Annotated in this window: 14 protein-coding genes; 11 read left to right on the plus strand and 3 right to left on the minus strand. The window is 62.0% G+C overall.

Annotated elements, in window-relative coordinates; genetic code table 11:
- The first annotated feature begins 7 nt into the window (after positions 1–7).
- The 7 genes from WI754_RS29405 to WI754_RS29435 all read left to right on the plus strand — a co-directional run bounded on the left by WI754_RS29405 (position 8) and on the right by WI754_RS29435 (position 6,606).
- Positions 8–1,993 (plus strand): acetyl/propionyl/methylcrotonyl-CoA carboxylase subunit alpha, encoded by a 1,986-nt coding sequence (locus WI754_RS29405; protein WP_341486552.1) that lies wholly within the window; start codon positions 8–10, stop codon positions 1,991–1,993.
- On the plus strand, positions 1,993–2,874 hold the full coding sequence (locus tag WI754_RS29410; RefSeq protein WP_341486553.1) for a hydroxymethylglutaryl-CoA lyase: 882 nt from the start codon (positions 1,993–1,995) through the stop codon (positions 2,872–2,874). The genes WI754_RS29405 and WI754_RS29410 overlap by 1 nt, the downstream gene beginning before the upstream one ends.
- Positions 2,871–3,662: a crotonase/enoyl-CoA hydratase family protein gene (locus WI754_RS29415; RefSeq protein ID WP_341486554.1), complete on the plus strand. Its 792-nt coding sequence runs from the start codon at positions 2,871–2,873 to the stop codon at positions 3,660–3,662. The genes WI754_RS29410 and WI754_RS29415 overlap by 4 nt, the downstream gene beginning before the upstream one ends.
- A gap of 74 nt (positions 3,663–3,736) precedes the next feature.
- Positions 3,737–4,108 (plus strand): antitoxin Xre/MbcA/ParS toxin-binding domain-containing protein, encoded by a 372-nt coding sequence (locus WI754_RS29420; protein WP_341486555.1) that lies wholly within the window; start codon positions 3,737–3,739, stop codon positions 4,106–4,108.
- Positions 4,101–4,616: an RES domain-containing protein gene (locus tag WI754_RS29425; protein WP_341486556.1), complete on the plus strand. Its 516-nt coding sequence runs from the start codon at positions 4,101–4,103 to the stop codon at positions 4,614–4,616. Before WI754_RS29420 ends, WI754_RS29425 begins: the two co-directional genes overlap by 8 nt.
- A gap of 171 nt (positions 4,617–4,787) precedes the next feature.
- Complete coding sequence (locus WI754_RS29430) at positions 4,788–5,708, plus strand: fatty acid desaturase (protein WP_341486557.1); 921 nt, start codon at positions 4,788–4,790, stop codon at positions 5,706–5,708.
- Between the two features lie 88 nt (positions 5,709–5,796).
- The gene (locus tag WI754_RS29435) at positions 5,797–6,606 is read left to right on the plus strand and encodes a PhnD/SsuA/transferrin family substrate-binding protein (RefSeq protein ID WP_341486558.1); all 810 of its coding nucleotides are present in this window, start codon (positions 5,797–5,799) and stop codon (positions 6,604–6,606) included.
- Between the two features lie 33 nt (positions 6,607–6,639).
- On the opposite strand, the gene WI754_RS29440 is transcribed toward WI754_RS29435, so the two are convergent.
- Genes WI754_RS29440 through WI754_RS29450 form a run of 3 tightly spaced genes read right to left on the minus strand, consistent with a single transcriptional unit; the run spans position 6,640 to position 10,930 of the window.
- The gene (locus tag WI754_RS29440; RefSeq protein ID WP_341486559.1) at positions 6,640–8,883 is read right to left on the minus strand and encodes a glycoside hydrolase family 2 TIM barrel-domain containing protein; all 2,244 of its coding nucleotides are present in this window, start codon (positions 8,881–8,883) and stop codon (positions 6,640–6,642) included.
- A gap of 28 nt (positions 8,884–8,911) precedes the next feature.
- Complete coding sequence (locus WI754_RS29445; RefSeq protein ID WP_341486560.1) at positions 8,912–9,910, minus strand: LacI family DNA-binding transcriptional regulator; 999 nt, start codon at positions 9,908–9,910, stop codon at positions 8,912–8,914.
- Positions 9,911–9,922: 12 nt separating this feature from the next.
- The gene (locus tag WI754_RS29450; protein ID WP_341486561.1) at positions 9,923–10,930 is read right to left on the minus strand and encodes a Gfo/Idh/MocA family oxidoreductase; all 1,008 of its coding nucleotides are present in this window, start codon (positions 10,928–10,930) and stop codon (positions 9,923–9,925) included.
- Positions 10,931–11,164: 234 nt separating this feature from the next.
- Here WI754_RS29450 and WI754_RS29455 point away from each other — a divergent pair, with 234 nt between their 5' ends.
- The 4 genes from WI754_RS29455 to ugpC all read left to right on the plus strand — a co-directional run bounded on the left by WI754_RS29455 (position 11,165) and on the right by ugpC (position 15,426).
- Positions 11,165–12,424, plus strand: coding sequence for an extracellular solute-binding protein (locus WI754_RS29455; RefSeq protein WP_341486628.1), 1,260 nt, complete (start codon positions 11,165–11,167; stop codon positions 12,422–12,424).
- Between the two features lie 87 nt (positions 12,425–12,511).
- A complete protein-coding gene (locus tag WI754_RS29460) occupies positions 12,512–13,399 on the plus strand; it encodes a sugar ABC transporter permease (protein WP_341486562.1) in 888 nt (295 codons plus the stop codon).
- Complete coding sequence (locus tag WI754_RS29465; RefSeq protein ID WP_341486563.1) at positions 13,400–14,314, plus strand: carbohydrate ABC transporter permease; 915 nt, start codon at positions 13,400–13,402, stop codon at positions 14,312–14,314.
- Positions 14,315–14,340: 26 nt separating this feature from the next.
- Positions 14,341–15,426 (plus strand): sn-glycerol-3-phosphate ABC transporter ATP-binding protein UgpC, encoded by a 1,086-nt coding sequence (gene ugpC, locus WI754_RS29470; RefSeq protein WP_341486564.1) that lies wholly within the window; start codon positions 14,341–14,343, stop codon positions 15,424–15,426.
- Positions 15,427–15,441: the final 15 nt, after the last annotated feature.

A 15,441-nucleotide genomic window follows, 5' to 3' on the forward strand; every position in this document is an offset into this window, starting at 1 on the left:
ATAGATCATGTTTTCGAAGATCCTCATTGCCAATCGCGGTGAAATCGCCTGCCGCATCATCCGCACGGCACAGCGCCTCGGTATCCGCACGGCAGCAGTCTATTCCGATGCCGATTCCGGCGCACTTCATGTCGAAATGGCCGATGAGGCTTTCCGCATCGGCACTGCCGTGGCAGCCGAGAGCTATCTGTCGATCGAGCGTATCGTCGGTGCGGCGCAACGGTGCGGCGCGCAGGCGGTCCATCCGGGCTATGGCTTTCTGTCGGAGAACGCGGATTTCGCCGAGGCGGTCGAGGCAGCCGGAATGGCCTTCATCGGACCTTCGCCGGCTGCCATTCGCGCCATGGGCCTGAAGGACGCCGCCAAGGTGCTGATGGAGCAATCGGGCGTGCCGGTGGTTCCCGGTTATCATGGGGACAATCAGGACGCTGCGTTCCTGACCGAGCGCGCCGCCGAGATCGGCTTTCCTGTGCTGATCAAGGCACGCGCCGGCGGCGGCGGCAAAGGCATGCGCCGTGTCGATCAGCCGGAAGATTTCGGCGCGGCGCTCGAAGCGGCGCGGCGGGAGGCGGAAGCGGCCTTCGGCGATGGCGCAGTGCTGATCGAGAAATATCTGCAACGGCCTCGCCATATCGAAATCCAGGTCTTCGGCGACCGCGACGGCAATGTCGTGCATCTGTTCGAGCGCGACTGCTCCTTGCAGCGACGGCACCAGAAGGTGATCGAGGAGGCGCCGGCGCCGGGCATGACGGCAGAAATGCGCATGGCCATGGGCGACGCGGCCGTTCGCGCGGCGCGGGCCATCGGCTATCAGGGGGCAGGCACTGTCGAGTTCATCGTCGATGTCTCCGATGGCCTTGAGCCGGACAAATTCTTCTTCATGGAAATGAACACCCGCCTTCAGGTCGAGCACCCGGTGACAGAGGCGATCACCGGTATCGATCTTGTCGAATGGCAATTGCGGGTTGCCAATGGCGAGCCGCTGCCGACGAAGCAGTCCGAGCTTGCGATCGACGGCTGGGCCTTCGAGGCGCGGGTCTATGCGGAGGACCCGGCGCGGGGTTTCCTGCCATCGACCGGCACGCTGTGGCATCTGAGCTTCCCGAACGATGACACGCGGATCGATGCTGGCGTGCGGCAGGGCGATCGCATCAGCCCCTACTACGATCCGATGATCGCCAAGCTGAGCGTGCACGGCCCGACCAGAGCCGCCGCACTCGCCCGGCTGACAGAGGCTTTGCGAAACAGCCATATCGGCGGCGTCGCCAACAATCTCGAATTTCTTCGTCGCCTGAGCCAGCAGCCGGACTTTGCCTCCGGGCGCCCCGACACCGGGCTCATCGACCGGGAGGTCGAGACGCTGACTGCCGCCGAGGCACCCGACGAGACGGCGGTGGCGCTGGCGGCTGTTCTGTCCCTCGGCATCCTGCGGAAACGACCCATCGGCGATCCCTGGCTGTCGCTTGGCCACTGGCAGATCTGGGGTCAGGCGACGCGCACGGTGACGCTTGATCATGCCGGCGAGCGGCATGCCTTGCGGGTGGCAGCGCGGGGGCTTGATCTGTTTGCGGTTCATATCGGCGGCCGTGTCCTGCCGGTGCGCGTTTTCGGCCGGTTCGACGGCGGGTGCCATGCCGAGGTCGATGGCCGGCAGGTTCGCCTGCTGCTGCTTGAGGCGCCGCACGGCCTGACGCTGTTGCTCGATGGCAGGGCCCATGAATTCCATGTACCTGATCCGCTGGATGGTGAGGCCGAGAGTGCGACCGGCACCGATCGTGTTGTTGCGCCCATGCCGGGACTGGTCAAGCTGGTGCGCGTTCAGGCGGGAGATGCGGTCTCAAAGGGTGACGCATTGATTGTCATGGAGGCGATGAAGATGGAACTGACCCTCTCGGCAAGCCGGGACGGCGTTGTCGAGAGTATGAATGTCGCCGAGGGCGAGCAGACCTCCGAGGGTACGGTTCTCCTGTCGCTGAAGCCCGAGGCCGCGTGATGTCTGAAACGGAAACAGGCGGCGCCTTAAACCGCGTGTCGATCGTCGAGATGTCGCCGCGGGACGGACTTCAGAACGAAAAGGTGCTGATTGATACGGTGGCCAAGATCCAGCTCGTTGATATGCTCTCGGCCTGCGGTTTCGAGCGGATCGAGGTCACGAGCTTCGTCAGCCCGAAATGGGTGCCGCAACTGGCCGATGCGGCTGAGGTCATGGCCGGCATCGGCCGCAGGCCGGGCGTGCGCTATGCGGTGCTGACACCGAATATGAAGGGCTTCGAAGCGGCGCTTGCGGCGGGAGCAGACGAGGTCGCGATCTTCGCCTCGGCGTCGGAAGGGTTTTCGCAGCACAATATCAATTGCTCCATCGCCGAAAGCATAGAGCGGTTTCGTCCGGTGGCGCAGGCGGCGCGGCGGCGCGGTATTCCTGTGCGCGGCTATGTCAGCTGCGTGGTAGAATGCCCCTATGATGGTACCGTCGCCCCCGCAAGCACTGCCCATGTTGCCGTGCAGCTCATGGAGCTTGGCTGCTACGAGATCAGTCTCGGCGATACGATCGGCCGCGGGACGCCGGAGGCAGTGGACAGGATGCTGACCGCCGTGCTGGCGGCGATCCCCGCGTCCAAGCTGGCCGGGCATTTTCACGATACGTCGGGCCGGGCGCTCGACAATATCGGCGTTGCGCTGGAACGCGGCATTCGCGCGTTCGACGCTTCGGTGGGTGGCCTGGGCGGATGCCCTTACGCGCCGGGTGCCAAGGGCAATGTCGATACGCTGCTAGTCGACCGGTATTTGAAGGCGCGCGGCTTCGAGACCGGCCTTGGCGAGGACGCGCTTGAAAAGGCATCGGATTTCGCGCGCAGTTTGAGGAGTTCCGCATGACATTCGAGACCCTTCGCCTGTTCGTCGACGACAGAGGCGTGGCGCGTCTGACGCTGGCCCGGCCGGAAAAGCACAATGCACTCTCGAGCGTAATGATCGACGAATTGACCGACGTGGCCGGGCAATTGGGCGTTGACAGGTTCGTTCGCGTGGTCGAGTTGACAGGAGAGGGTGCGAGCTTCTGCGCTGGCGGCGATCTCGGCTGGATGAAAGCGCAGGTCGATGCCGATCGGGAGACGCGAAAGGCGGAGGCCCGGCGGCTGGCGCTGATGTTTAAGGCGCTGAACGATCTGGAAAAGCCGGTCATCGCCCGCGTCCACGGCAACGCCTTTGGTGGTGGCATCGGCCTGCTTAGCGTCTCCGATGTCGCGATCGGCGCCGATACGGCCAAGTTCGGGCTGACAGAGACGCGGCTCGGGCTGATCCCGGCAACCATCAGCCCCTATGTCGTGGCGCGCATCGGCGAAGGCCGGGCGCGGCCACTGTTCATGTCCGGCAGGATCATCGATGCGCACGAGGCGCTGGCGGCGGGCTTGCTGACGCGCGTGGTGCCTGCCGTGAAACTCGATGCGGCGATCGAGGCGGAAATGGCGCCGTATCTGCAGGTTGCTCCCGGCGCGGTCGGGCGCTCGAAAGCTTTGGCGCGGTCGCTGGGCATGCCGATCACCGAGGCTATCATCGCTGCAACGATCGAGCGTCTGGCCGATATCTGGGAGACGGCCGAGGCTAGGGAAGGGATTTCGGCGTTTCTGGAACGTCGAGAGCCGAGCTGGCGCAAGCCGGTTTAATCCCTGCACTTGAAATGCGCATGATTTGAGCATATTTTGATACTGTCTTTATCAAGATGTGTTAGGAATGTGCCATGGCAGCCTTGAGCTTCGATACTGCGGCAAGCCGGTTCAGTGATGGTCGGTCGCCGTTCCTGTCGGCGCCACGTGTCTCGGAACAGCTCGGCGTCACGCTGTCCGAGCTTGCCCGGCTGATCGGTGTTGCCCGCAACACGCTGACGGCGAAATCGGGCGCGCGCAAGGTGGACAGCGCCTTGAGCCAGGTCGTGCGCATCCTTGCCATGGCCAGCGAAATGGCCGGAGACGAGAACCGCGCGACCATCTGGTTCAAGCATCAGCCGATTCCCGGCTGGGCGGGCAAGACGGCCTATGATCTGGTGAGCGAGGGCAAGTCGGACAAGGTGCTGGCCTATCTCGAGGCGGTGCGGTCCGGCGTTTATGCCTGACAGAAACGTTGAAGCGCTGACCCTGTGGCGCGCCTTCGTGCCGCAATGGGCCTTTGCGCCGCTTTCGGGCGACGGTGCTGCGCGTTTCGGCGGCCGCTGGAACCCGGTCGGCGCGCCGACGATCTATGCGGCGTGCGAACTCTCGACCGCCTGGGCGGAGTATAATCAGGGTTTTGTGCAGCATCCGGCGCTGATCGCGCAGCTTGAGCTCAAAGGCGCCTCTCTTGCCGACCTGACGGATGCGGCGACGCTTTCAAAACTCGGAGGCTCTGCCGATATCCATCGTTGCGAATGGCGGATGCATCTCGACAAGGGCGAGGCGCCCGAGACCCATCGGCTGCGGGAGCGATTGATCGAGCAGGATTTCGACGGGGTCGTCTATCCCTCTTTCATGTCGCCGGGCGGAACCTGCGTTGCGCTCTGGCGGTGGAACGCAAACGGCGCGCCGCGCCTCGATGTCATTGATCCCGATGGGCGGATGCCGAAGACGCCAGCATCGTGGATGTAACGGCCGGCGCTTTTGCGGACGTGCTACCGGGATAATGTCAGACAAAGCTTCGCGTAGTGGAATTGAAACAGAACGAATTTTCCCTGATTAATCCATAAAATAAATAAACATTATTATCTAAATGCGGCCCCCGGAGGTAATTTCCCTCAACTCCTGGGGGAATAGCGGTGCATGCGTGAGACGCCATCTTACATCATCAAGGTTCCCTCGCGTCGCGTGGAATGGCCGACCGTCATCCTTGCAGTTGCCATCTATGGAGGCTTTCTGGCACTCACCTGGTGGTGGGAGTTCCTGCCGCTGGCCCTTGTCGCGCTTGCCGGCGGCTGGCTGATCGCCTGGCATGGATCGCTGCAGCATGAGGTCATCCATGGCCACCCGACGGGCAACCAGCGGATCAACAATGCCATCGGATCAATCCCGCTTTCGCTCTGGCTGCCCTATGAGATCTATCGCGAAAGCCATCTGGAACATCATCGCGACGAGCATCTGACGGACCCGATCGAGGACCCCGAATCCTCCTATTTTACCAAGACGGCATGGGAACGGCTCGGGGCTGCCGGCAAGCTGCTTGCCTGCTGGAACACGACGCTGCTCGGGCGGCTGACCATTGGGCCGGCCGTGATGCTTTTGAGCTTCCTGGTGCAGGAGTGGCGCTTGGTGCGGGCGGGAGAACCCGGCCGGATGCGCATCTGGACGATCCACATGATTGGCATCGCTACCGTGCTCCTCTGGGTCACCGTCATCTGCGGCATGCCGTTCTGGCTCTATTTCTTTGGCTTCGTCTATCTTGGGGCTGCGATGACGCGGCTCAGATCCTATGCCGAGCACCGTTACGCCGAGCGGCACCAGGAACGCACGGCGATCGTCGAAAACAGCCATCTGTTCGGGCCGCTCTTCCTCTACAACAACCTGCATGTCCTGCATCACCTGAAGCCCGGTATCTCCTGGTACCGCCTGCCAGCCATCTATCGCAAGAACCGCGGCGCGCTGATCGCAACCAATGGCGGGCTGGTCTATAACAGCTATTGGGATATCGCCCGCCGGTACTTTCTCAAACCACATGACAGCATCACGCATCCCAACCATTCGTGATCGGAAAGTGCGTGTTCCATGCGGCATGCGATGATGCCGCACCGGTCGAATTGTGGTAACCACGCCTACCACCTGCGAAAGTTCCTGAATGCGCCTTGCCAGCCTTGCGATGTATGCCAGCCCGCCACCGCTCGCTGAAGCCACAGCGGCTTTGTGGCGTTTCCTGAGCGATGCACTGAAGCACGCGGACCTAAAAGACGTTCCCGGTCCGCTCGATGAGGCCGTGCGGTACAATGCGGCATGGACGCACCCCGGCCTGCTGCTGGCACAGGCGTGCGGCTTTCCCTACGTGAAGCACCTGCGCGGCAAGGTGCGGCTGGTGGCGACGCCGGTCTATGCTCATCCGGGCTGTGACGGGCCGTCCAAATGCAGCTTCATCATCGTCGGCAAGGATTCTCGCGCCCGATCGCTCGAGGATCTGCGTGGCGCGCGAGCCGCGATCAACGAGCCGGACAGCAATTCCGGCGTCAATCTGTTTCGTGCCGCCGTCGCGCCGCTGGCGCTTGAGGGCCGGTTCTTTTCTTGCGTGATCGAAACGGGCGGGCACCGCAACAGCATCGCGGCGGTAACGGCCGGCGATGCCGATGTGGCGGCGATCGACTGTGTCACCTACGGCAATGTGCGCCGCTTCGACCCGCAGAGCGTGGCGGGTGTTCGCATCCTTGCCGAAACGGTAAAGGGGCCGGGACTGCCGCTTATCACCCGGGGCGATGCTTCCGATGAGGAGGTTTCGCTGTTGCGGCAGGTCCTGCGGCAGGCCATCGCCGAAACCTCGCTTGGCCCTGTGCTCGATGTGCTGGCGCTGAAGGATTTTGCCTTTCTTTCCGATGCGGACTATGAGCCGCTGGCGGAGTTTGAGCGGCAGGCGCAACGATTGGGGTATCCCGTCATCGCCTGACATCCGCCGCCCGTAATCGGACAGCAACGACAATTAAACGGCCTGAAGCTCTTCCTTCACCGTGTCGAAACGTAACGAGGACGCGGTGAGAGAGATGCTCCCCGGAGCTCCCGTCGTTTCCAGCCAGAACCCCGTCGTACCGCCCTGAAAGGTGATCGTCTCCGGTCCGATCACGCGGGCAGGGCCGTCGACTTTTATCGCCACGACGTCGTTCAGGAAGGGCAGGCGCGCGCCGGCCTGGTCCAGCGCTCGTACGATCACGCGGGTGCTGTCGCGACCCTCGGCCTTCAGTACCTGCCGGTCGGGGCGGATGTCGAGCGTTGTCGGCAGCGGGTTGGGGATCATATGCAGGCTCGTCACCGGCTTGCCATCAATGAAACCGGTGAAGAAACCGTCCTCCCATTTCAAGCCCCAGACGCCGAGTTCGTCATTGCTGAAATGCCGGTGGTCGATAACGACGGGCGGGTGCGGCAGGTGTGGGAAATTCTCCCGATCCGGGCCGATGCGCTTGGTGAGCGAGCCATAGCGCAACTCGACCTCGTCGCAATTGGTCAGGATGATTAACGGCAGCACGCCGCCGATGCTGCGCTCGCCGCGCGCCCAATAGGTCACCGGCTTCAGGATCACCTCGTTTGAAGGGTCGCACTGGCTGGCATAGACGAAGGCGGCGAATTTCGGTTCGCGGAACATGTCGAGCACGCCGTGGTAGCAGATCCGGTCGCCGGAGCCGAAATCCTGGTGCGTGTTGTAGTCGAACATGCACCAGCCGATGCAGCCGGAAATCGACGGATCGCCATGAGCGGCGTTCAGCACCTCCAGATGGCGGCGGACGTGCTCGGCCTGCCGCTGTTCCTGGTCATGGATTTTCGTCGGATACATGTGCCCGCCGAACTCGGTGATGAGATAGGGCACGTTGCGGGAAAGGCCGGTGCATTCCTGCTGGCTGCGCAGCGCCGTGCGCGGGCGGTTGGCGCCGGGCAGTTCCTCGTTGCCGAGGATGAAGTCGTTCATGGTGTAGACGTCTTCGAGCAGTTCGCTATCGGTGATGTAACGGACACCTCCGGTCTGGCGCGTCGGGTCGAGCGCGCGGGCGAGACGGTTGGTTTCCACGTAGAAATCATGATCATCGAGGGATTCGTTGATGCGAACACCCCAGATGACGATGGAGGGATGGTTCCAGTCGCGCTCGATCATCCGACGGACATTGCGGATCGACTCCTGCTTCCATTGCTCGTCGCCGATATGCTGCCAGCCAGGAATCTCCTCGAACACCAGAAGGCCGATGCGGTCGCACTGATCGAGGAACCACTTGGACTGCGGATAATGCGAGGTGCGGACCAGATTGCACTTCAGCATGTCCTTCAGAATATCCGCGTCGCCTTCCTGCGCGGCGCGGCCCATCGCATAGCCAACATAGGGGAAGGACTGGTGGCGGTTGAGGCCACGGATCTTGAGTGGCTTGCCGTTGAGACGGAAACCTTCCGGCGTGAATTCGGCAGTGCGGAAGCCGAAGTGAGAGGAGTAGCCATCCGAGCCCTCCGCCGAGGTCAGCGTGACGGCGATCTCGTAGAGAACGGGATTATCGAGGGTCCAGAGATCGAGATCGGGGAGCTCTTCCATGGAGAGCGTGGTGCTGCTGCCATCCGTTTCCGACGCGACGCTGGCGAGGACTTCGCCCTCGGTATTCTTCAGCTCGACGTCGATCGTGCCGGAGAAGGCAAGGCCCTGCGGGTTGCTCAGATCGCAGCGGACCGAGACGGATTTTGCATCCGCCAGCGTATTGGTCGTCTCGATCTTGATATTGGCGATGGCGACCGGCGCAACGACCTTCAGCCAGACGTCGCGGTAGATGCCGGCATAGGTGAGATAGTCGATGCGGCCGCCAAAGGGCGGGATGGCGGGGTTCTCGCTTCCGTCGATCTTGACGGTGATGAGGTTGTCGCCCTCACGCAGAAGACCGGTCAACCGGGCCTCGAAGGGCGTGTAGCCGTCCTGATGTGCGATGATTTCCGTGCCGTTCAGGTAGACGACGGAATCGGCCATCGCTGCGTCGAAGACGAGCGAGACCTCGCGGCCACTTAAGTCAGGCTGCCAGGCGAGAATCTTCTGGTAGGTGAAGGCGCGCTGATAGCAGGTCTCGTCGAAATAGTTGAATGGTAGCTCGACGGCGTTGTGGGGAAGGCTGATAGCCTGTCCTTCACGCAAAGCCCTGACAAGATCGGGCGAAAAGCCTTTGTGGAAGGTCCAGGCGTCGTTGAAACTGGCAAGAGTACGCATTGCGGTTTCCTGTGATCGGGCTGTCGGATCAGGCCGTGGTTCCCCAGCGGGCTTTGCAGGTAAGGGTGATGCTGTGCGGGCCTTCGAGATCGGCGTCGTGACGGTCGATCAGGTCAACCACGGCATCCATGAAAGCGGCATGATCGAGGCTCAGCGTCGTCAGGTCGTGGCAATCCCAGGCGGCCATGGCGATGCCGTCCTGGCCGACGATCGCCAGATCGTCCGGTGTGTTGCGGTTCAGCACGCGGCGGGCAGCATCGCGGGCGCCGATCGCCATGACGTCGTTGCCGCAAATGATCGCGTCCGCCTTAGAGCGGTGCAGTAGAAGCACCGCTTCCTTGAAGCCGGAATCGTAGGAATAGTCGCCATAGGCATCTGCCTCGAAGGCAAGGCCGTGCTTCGCCAGCGCATCGGCGAACCATTGGCGCCGGAGCTTGTCGATCCAGCTGGAGGCGGTTCCCGAAAGATAGGCGAAGCGCCTGCGTCCGTCCTTGACGATCTTGTCTATGATCTCGCCGGCGGCCGCCGATCCGTCGATGCGGATATGCGAGACGCTGGAGCCTTCCACTGGCTCGAAGGAGACGATGATCGGCCGGGTCGTATGGAAGATCTCGACAGCGTCCTTCATCGAGACCATGTCGGAAAAGATCACGGCATGATCGACCTGATAGGTGGAGGCAAGACGCATCAGTTGCAGACGGTCGGTATGGTCGGCGCAGCAGAGGATGATCGGCAACAATTGCTTGGCCTGCAGCCGGTGAACGAGAAGCTGCTGTTCTTCCGCCTCGCAAGGGTTGCCGATGGCGTTGACGACGAGGGCGACCAGGCGGGAGCGCTGGTTGTTGAGCGAGCGGGCGATCGCATTCGGCTGATAGCCGTGTTCGCGGGCAACTGCGAGGATGCGGTCGCGCGTTTTGCCGCCGATTCGGCTGTCCGGCGAAAACGCGCGGGAAATGGTGGCGGACGAGACGCCCGCCAGTTTTGCCAGTTCCTTTGACGTGATCCGCTTTCTGCTCATGCCTGCCATTCCACCCAAGGTTCAGGCGGCATCGATGAAGACGGATTGACCGTCGGATGCCGCCGATTGCTTGATTGCATCCCACAGCCTGGCGAAGCGCAAGCCCATTTCAACCGAGCCGGTGTTTTCCAACAGGCCAGCGCGGATTGCGAGGAAGTTCTTCATCGGATTGCCGAGGATTTCCGCTTCTTCGCGTGTTCCGCGTTTGCCTTCAAGACTGATCTCGCGCCAGCTGCCCCAGGCGTCGATGCGCACGATCGCCCTGGAATAGAAGAAAGTGATGGCGGAAGCGCAGCCGGGAGGGCCTTCGCCGGCAGCGGTCAGTGTCGCCAGCGCACCGTTTTTCAGCCGGGCGGAGACAGCGGTGACGATGTCGACGGCCGTGCCGCGATTGTTCATGTAGGCGGCGACGCATTCGAAATCGGAGTTGGCCAGCATGCAGACCGTGTTCATCAGGTGGGCGCCGGTATCGAACATGAAGCCACCGCCGGAGATTTCCGGCTGCTGTTTCCAGTGGCCGCCATAATTGCTCGCCCAGCTTTCCCAGATTGTGCCGGCAATGGCGATCAGTTCGCCGAACTCGCCAGCTTCGGCGCGTTTGCACGTATCCAGCACCAGCGGGGAGAGGCCGCCCTGGAAGGCGGTGACGATGAGAATGCCCGACTTCCTTTGTGCGGCGATCAGCGTTTCGGCCTCCTCGACCGTCGTCACCATCGGCTTTTCGAGGAAGATATCGAGCCCGACTTCGGCGACGGCCGTCGCCTGCTCTGCGTGGAAGGCGTGGGGGGTCGAGATATAGACCGCGTCCAGCTCATCGCGGCAGGCTGACAGCATTTCGCGATAGTCCGTGAAGCATCGTGGAGCTGGCGCCCCCGTTGCGGTCACGACATCGACAAGCCGCTGGCGCGAGGCTTCGGTCACATCGGCAAGAGCGACGAAGGTGATCTCGGGCATGGCTGCCCAGCTCTGCGCATACTCGGCCGCTTTCAACCCGGCACCGATGACGCCCAGGCGCAGTTTCGATGACATGAAAAATCCTCCCGCTGATTTTGTGCACACGATTACACAACTGCGAAATCCAAATCAATATGAAAATAATTGTTGAATTTCATATCTTTAATTTCACGATTGATATCTCTTGAAATTGCCTCTTGCCTGATATGGGAATGCGTGTACATTTTTTCGCACGGTGCTGGAGGGTGCCGTGAGGAGAAAGAGGGAGGATAATCCGTGAACAAAACGGCATTGGTTGGCCTGTGCGCCATGACGCTCAGTGCATTCGCGACGCTGGCGCAGGCAGAGACGATCCGCATCGCAAACCACGGTCAGGCTGGCATCAACGCGATGAAGTCGACCGTCGAGAGAATTGAGAAGAAATACGGCATCACCGTCGAGGTCGTGGAGTATCCCTCGCCCGACAAGGACTATATGACGAAGCTCCTGACCGAGCTCGGCGCGGGCAATGCGCCCGACATCTTCTCCGCCCCGACCACGGCCTATGTTGCCGATATGGTCGCCGCCGGATACCTCGCGCCGATTACCGCCGAACTCAAGGCCTGGGACGGCTACGCCAATTTCTACGACGTCGCCAAGCAGCTTGCCGTGAGCCCCGATGGCGAGACCTATGTCATGCCGTTCATGCTCGGCATCCAGGAAATCTATTACCGTCGCGACGTCCTCGACAAGGCCGGTATTTCGACCGAGCAGCCGAAGGACTGGCAGGACCTGTTGAAGCGGGCTGCCGAGATCAAGGAAAAGACCGGCGCCTACGGGCTGCTTTTTCCCGCCGGCGTCAGCTGGGGCACCGGCGCGTTCGATGAAGGCTTCCAGCATCTGCTGGTTGGCTCCAAGACACCGCAGCTGGCGACCGACAACGGCAAGCTCGACCTGACGGGCGAGGGCATCAAGGATGTGTTCGGCGTCTACAAGGAACTGATCGACAAGGACCTGATGCCGACGCAGCCGCTGCTCGGACCGGAGCCATGGGTCATTCCGAAGTACCAGATGTTCCCGGAAGGTAAGCTGGCCGCAACGACCTGCGGCTCGTGGTGCTATATCTTCGATTGGGGCCGCGAGAGCAAGAACCCGATCCCGGATGTCGAAAAGGTCGTCGGAACCTGGACTGTTCCCGGCCAGACGGGCGGCCAATATGTGCTCGCGAACCTGGCTGCCCCTTGGGGCGTGAATGCCAAGACTGAAAACCTCGAACTCGCCAAGAAGGTGCTGCTTGAGATCGGCTCGGTCGAGACGCAGGTGTCCTATGCCGCCCAGATCGGCAATATTCCGGCAAGCAAGGCGGCAGCGGCCGATCCGAAATTCAAGAAGCTCACCGAACTGGTACCGATCCATGCGGCGGCTGAAAACGGCGTCTACCTGAAGCAGGCTTCCGGTTTTGCGACGGTTGCCGAAGGTGTCGCCCGCGCCACCGAAGCGCTTCTGCGCAAGGAAACCGATGCGGCCGGCGCGCAAGCGATCCTCGTCGATTATGCCCGCGAAATCCTGGGTGAAGAAGCGGTCAAATAATCCTCCAGGCCGTTTATCGTCCAACGGGAGACGCGGCCCGCCACAGGCCGCGTCTCCCCCGCTTTATCTTTCAAGCCGCGGGGTCCCATGGTTCGAAGCACATACGAGAAGCGCGTTGCGCGGCAGCTCCTGCTGATCCTTTCGCCATCCCTGGCGCTGCTGCTGGCTTTCGTCATCTATCCCGCCGTTTATTCCGTCTACCTAAGCTTCACCAACGAGGCGCTGACCGGGGCTGCCGCGCTCAATCCGCGGTTCGTGGGCTTGCGCAACTATTCCCGGCTGCTCAATGACGCGAAGTTCTGGAACTCGCTGTTTGTCACCTTCGTCTTCGTCATCGGATCGGCGATCATCGGGCAGTTCGTGCTCGGCCTGATCTCGGCCGTCATGCTGCGGCGCCACCTCGCATTCAAACAGTTGTTCAGCTCGATCATCCTTTTACCCAACGCAGCCCCCGAAGTGGTCGCCGGCTTCATGTGGATCTCGATGCTGGCGGGTGGCGAGAACGCGACGCTTTCCCGTATCGTGATGTTCTTCGGGATGACGCCGACCGACTGGCTGCAGACTTTTCCGCTGACGATGATCGTCGTCGTCAACACCTGGCGCGGCATCGCGACGGCGATGATCCTGCTGACGGCGGGCCTCAGCACCATTCCGCAGGAGGTCTACGAGGCCGCCCGCATGGACGGCGCCAATCCCTCGCAGATCTTTCGGCGGATCACCTTGCCGCTGATGATGCCGACCATCCTGCTCTACATGCTGATCTCGGCCGTCTCGACCATTGCGGTCTTTGGCCTCGTCTATGCGCTTACACGTGGCGGGCCGGGCGGGGCCACCGAGGTGATCAGCATCTACATCTACAACCAGTCCTTTACCGCCTTCCAGCTGGGTTACGGCGCGGCGGTCGCGGTGGTGGCGCTGGTCATCTCGCTGATCCTCGGCATCGCCTATGTGCGGGCCATGAAAGTGCAGGTCTGAATGACGGATTTTGCTGCCGACAAACCCGGAAAGTCCCGTCGACCGGATCTGATGGCCTATGCGACGCTGTCGCTGATCTCTGCCTTCTGCGCCATCCCATTCTTCTGGGTGCTGCTCGCTTCACTCGACGGCAATGCGCAGCTGTTCCTGAGTTGGCCGCGGGAGTGGACCTTGAACAATTATGTCCGCGTGTTTGCCGAAGAAGACGGCGCGCGCTGGGTGTTCAATTCGCTTTTCGTCGTCGGTGGTGCGACGCTGCTGGTGATGGTGCTGGCGGGACTCGGTGGCTATGCGCTGTCGCGCACCCGGGCCTGGTGGAAACAGCCGTTTCTCTACGCGATCCTCCTGATCCGCGTGCTGCCGCCGACGGCACTGGTGGTGCCGTTGTACAAGATTCTGCTGACGCTCAACAACATCGAGGGCAATCTGGTTCGCACCGTCATCGGCGGCGAGCACGCGCGCGCCATCATGCGCTGGATCGGTTTCATCGACGGTTATCTCGGCTTGATCCTCGTGCTCGCGACCATGCAATTGCCGCTGGCGCTGTGGATCATGAAGACCTTCTTCGACGGCCTGCCGCGCGACTATGAGGAGGCGGCGGTGATGGACGGCGCGACGATGGTGCAGCGCATCCGCCGGGTGCTGATCCCGCTCGCGTTGCCGGGGTTAGCGGCGGCCGGGCTCTTCGCCTTCATCTCCGCCTGGGGAGATTTTCTCCTGCCGCTGATCCTGTTGTCGTCGCCGGAGTTGCAGACCCTGCCGCTCGGCCTGTTCCGCGCTTTCCTGCGCGTCAATACGATCGACTACGGGTTCCTCGCAGCGCTCGCCTTCATCTACCTGATCCCGGCCGTCATCGCCTTCGGTTTCGCGCGGCGTTTCCTCGTCCAGACATTCTCAGGCGGCGTCAAGGGATGACGCAGCCAAACGATAGAGCATAAGACATGATCAATCTCAGGAACGTCCGCAAATTCTACGGTGCGCTGGAAGTCATCAAGGGTGTCGATATCACCGTCGAGGACGGCGAGTTCGCCGTTTTCGTCGGCCCGAGCGGTTGCGGGAAATCGACGCTGCTCAGGATGATCGCGGGCCTCGAAGGCATCGATGACGGCGACCTGATCCTCAATGGCCAGCGCATCAACGACGTGCCGCCGGACAAGCGTGGCATCGCCATGGTGTTCCAATCCTATGCGCTCTATCCGCATATGACGGTGGCGGAAAATATCGGCTTTTCGCTCAGCCTGAAGAAGGTTCCCGTCGCCGAGATCAGACGGCAAGTGGGCGAGGTCGCGGAAATCCTGCAGCTGGCCGAGTACCTGGATCGCCGCCCGGCAGCACTCTCCGGCGGCCAGAGGCAGCGTGTGGCGATCGGCCGGGCAATCATCAAGAAACCGTCGCTGATCCTGTTCGACGAGCCGCTCTCCAATCTCGATTCGGCGCTGCGCGTGCAAATGCGGGCCGAATTGCAGCGGTTGCACCGCGAGCTGAAGGCGACCGTCGTCTACGTCACTCACGACCAGGTCGAGGCGATGACCATGGCGGACAGGATCGTCGTCTTGAACAAGGGCGCGGTGGCGCAGTCCGGGCATCCCATGGACCTCTATCACTCGCCGGACAATGAGTTCGTCGCCACCTTCATCGGCTCGCCGAAGATGAACATCCTTCCGGTGACCCTATCGCGGCCAGAACCGGGGAGGATCCGGCTTGAAAATGCGATGGGGCTTTCGATTGCGCTTGCGAATGGCGACGGTTCGATCGCGCCGGGCGACGCCAAGCTCGGCATCCGGCCGGAGCATCTGAAGATTTCACAAGCGGGCGAGGGGCATTTTTCCGCCGAGGTTGTCATCGTCGAGCGGCTCGGCGTCGAGACCTATTTGGCCGTCGGTTCGCCCAAGGAGCCGATCGTCGTGCGCGCCGAGGGCGACCTGACGATCCGGCCCGGCGACCGGGTCTTCCTGATGGCCGATCTTGCCGCCTGCCACCTGTTCGGTTCCACAGGCCGGGTCATCCGCCGGCCGCAGACACTCTAAACCATCGAGGACATC

Source organism: Pararhizobium sp. A13, assembly GCF_040126305.1.
In the GTDB taxonomy this organism is placed as follows: Bacteria; Pseudomonadota; Alphaproteobacteria; order Rhizobiales; family Rhizobiaceae; genus Pararhizobium.